Source organism: Spirosoma terrae (assembly GCF_010435915.1).
Taxonomy (GTDB): Bacteria; Bacteroidota; Bacteroidia; order Cytophagales; family Spirosomataceae; genus Spirosoma; species Spirosoma terrae.
In genome coordinates this window covers 1-3,421 of sequence record NZ_JAAFZH010000036.1, presented here as the reverse complement: position 1 = coordinate 3,421, position 3,421 = coordinate 1, and the positions used below count along the sequence as shown (strand labels likewise).

Annotated in this window: 2 protein-coding genes; one reads left to right on the top strand and one right to left on the bottom strand. The window is 41.4% G+C overall.

Features of this window, described 5'->3' with window-relative positions:
- Window positions 1-8: 8 nt before the first annotated feature.
- Window positions 9-1,322, bottom strand: a complete 1,314-nt coding sequence (gene thrC, locus GK108_RS30890; protein ID WP_163955465.1) for a threonine synthase — start codon at window positions 1,320-1,322, stop codon at window positions 9-11.
- A gap of 140 nt (window positions 1,323-1,462) precedes the next feature.
- Here thrC and pruA point away from each other — a divergent pair, with 140 nt between their 5' ends.
- Entirely contained in the window at window positions 1,463-3,094 is a 1,632-nt protein-coding gene (pruA, locus tag GK108_RS30885) for an L-glutamate gamma-semialdehyde dehydrogenase (protein WP_163955464.1), read from the top strand.
- Window positions 3,095-3,421: the final 327 nt, after the last annotated feature.

The following is a 3,421-nucleotide window of genomic DNA, read 5'->3' as shown; positions in this document are numbered from 1 at the left end:
GTGGATAACTAATAAGAAACAGTCTGGAGAAGTGATTCTCTGAAAGCCTCATAGTCTGCTGGTATGCAGATACTTGACTTTGTTCGAGTCGATAAAACGGATAAACGCTCCGGTACTTCAACGGGTTTACCAAGAACCTCCTCTACTAGAGGCTTAAACTTAGAAGGATGGGCCGTTGCTAAAGCGATTCCAACAGCATCTTGTTTACACTCGGATAAATAGTCCTGTATACCCATGATACCAATAGCCGTATGCGGACAGGCTACGTACCCATATTGATTATAGATTGCCTGCATGCCTAGCCGAGTCTGGTCATCATCATAAAAATAGCCAGATATATTTTGCACAAGATTATCATAATCATCACCGTACAAATGGCTTAAACGAACGAAATTACTGGGATTACCAACATCCATAGCATTGGAAATTGTTGCAATAGATGGTTTTGGGATATAGCTTCCTGTTTGCAGATAAGTAGGAACAATATGATTTGCATTTGTTGAGGCAACAAAATGTGTTATCGGGAGGCCCATTTGCTGAACCATTACGCCAGCACTGAGATTACCAAAGTTTCCACTAGGTGTGGAGAAAACAATTGGTTTACCGTAGTGACGGACTTGCCCGTATGCCCGAACGTAGTAAAATCCTTGAGGAATTAATCGGAAAATATTGATGGAGTTAGCCGAAGATAAGGATAGGTTTTTGTTCAATTCAGGATCGATAAAGGCTTGTTTTACAATTGCCTGACAATCATCGAATGAACCATCGACCTCAAATGCCTGAATGTTTCCTCCCAGCGTAGTGAGCTGTTTTTCCTGTAGATCACTCACACGTCCGCTAGGATATAATACAGAAACCCTAACACCAGGAACGTTATGAAATCCCATTGCTACGGCTCCGCCCGTATCTCCCGAAGTCGCTACCAGAATATGAATCTCTTGCTCACTTTGTCTGGAAAAATAAGACATTAATGAAGCCATGTAGCGAGCTCCCACATCTTTAAAAGCCAGAGATGGGCCATGAAATAGCTCAAGTACACCAACTTTTCCTGATTCTAATTCAATAACAGGCGTATCAAAAGTGAATGCCTGATGGGTTATCGTTTCAAGGTCAGCTACACTGATTTCATCCCCAAACAAGGCTTTACTTACCTCAAAACCTATATCGGCTAATGATTGACCAGCAATTCGCTCAAAAAACTCAATAGGTAATCTAGGCAAAGGAGTAGGCATATATAAACCCTTATCCTGGGGCATACTATGAAACAGAGCTTCCTCTGCTGATACTGTAAAGTCAGGGCGATTAGTGCTATAAAAACGCATAAATAATAGTAAAAATAAAGATACAAAGTACGGTAAATCAGTTCAATGTATTCAATATTGCATATCGAAAATGTGGAAAAGCCTGATGAATTAGTGGATAAGTAGGGTAATCCTTAAATTTGGGAAAATTTGCACTTCATATGTCTTTCGGATTGTTCAACGTGCCTAATCCGGTTAACGAGCCGGTAAAAGAATACCGCCCTGGATCACCAGAGCGAGAATCACTCAAAAAAGCGATACAGAGCTTTCGATCTAGTGAAACCGATGTTCCAATGTACATTGGGGGTAAAGAAGTACGTACAGAGCGTAAACTGCGCATATCACCACCGCATGATCATCAGCACACGCTCGGTTATTTCTACGAAGGCGATGCCGAGCATGTTGAGCAGGCCATTAATGCGGCATTAACTGCAAAAGAAAACTGGGCTGCTTTGTCCTGGGAGCATAGAGCCAGTATTTTCCTAAAAGCTGCTGATTTAATTGCCGGTCCGTATCGGGCTAGAATTAATGCAGCTACGATGTTAGGACAATCGAAAAACGCATACCAGGCCGAAATTGACTCTGCTTGTGAGTTGATCGATTTTTTGCGTTACAATGTGTTTTTCGCTACTCAAATATATCAGCAACAGCCAAACTCGTCAGCAGGAGTATGGAACCGGACCGAATATCGTCCGTTAGAAGGTTTTGTATTTGCACTGACTCCATTCAATTTTACCGCCATTGCTGGTAACCTGCCAACATCGGCTGCCCTGATGGGAAATACCGTAGTCTGGAAACCAGCATACACACAGGTTCTGGCTGCCAAAGTCATAATGGAAGTACTACTTGAATCCGGTTTACCAGAGGGGGTAATCAATCTAATCTACGTAGATGGACCCGTTGCGGGAGATATAATCTTTAGTCATCCGGACTTTGCGGGAATTCATTTTACAGGTAGTACCGGGGTATTTCAGAAAATCTGGGGCGAAATCGGGGCCAATATTCATAAATACAAAAGTTACCCACGTATTGTAGGAGAAACTGGCGGAAAAGATTTCGTACTCGTTCATGAATCTGCTAACGTAGACGAAGTGGCTACTGGACTGGTCAGAGGTGCCTTCGAGTACCAGGGGCAGAAGTGTTCCGCAGCATCCAGAGCCTATATACCATCGTCGCTATGGCCTGCTGTAGAAGCAAGGATTAAGGACTTTCTGAGTGAAATTAAAATGGGGGGTACTGAAGACTTCTCCAACTTTATTAATGCTGTTATTGACGAAAGATCATTTAGGAAGATTACAGCATACATTGATGCGGCTAAAGAAAGTGATCAGGTAAGAATAGTTGCAGGAGGTAATTATGATGGTTCGAAAGGATATTTTATCGAGCCAACAGTATTACTAGTCAATGATCCTAATTACAGAACAATGTGTGAGGAGATATTTGGGCCTGTTCTATCTATATATGTTTACGAGCCATCAGAATTTGATACTATTCTTGATATCGTAAATAATACGTCGCCTTATGCATTAACTGGGTCAATCTTTGCCAAAGATCGATATGTAATAGAAAAGGTCTCAAAAGCACTCCAAAATGCGGCCGGAAATTTTTACATCAACGATAAACCGACTGGCGCTGTGGTAGGCCAACAACCATTTGGAGGGGCTAGAGCATCAGGGACAAACGATAAAGCAGGGTCTTCCTTAAATTTATTACGATGGGTTTCTGCTCGTACAATCAAGGAAACTTACGTGAGTCCCAGGCACTTTGCTTATCCCTTCTTACAGGAGGATTAACTATTTAAAAAAAAGTTTTAGAGATCACTTGCATCTAAAAAAAAGGTCTACTACTTTTGCACTCCCAAACACGGAAAGACAGTAGTAAAGTCAATGATAAACTGCTTTTTTTCAGAACGTTAAGTGAGTGGTTGGTGAAAAGTTGAAGAAAATAAATTTCAACTTTTACTTGACAGGAAAGAATAAGAGTTGTACCTTTGCACTCCGAAATATATAAGACCAGCAACGGTTGGTCTCAATCTCGAAAGAGAGACAGTTCTTTGACGTATTGACATCAAATAGGTTAGCACCAAATTAAGGCTAATGACAACGTAGCGAAAGCTACAA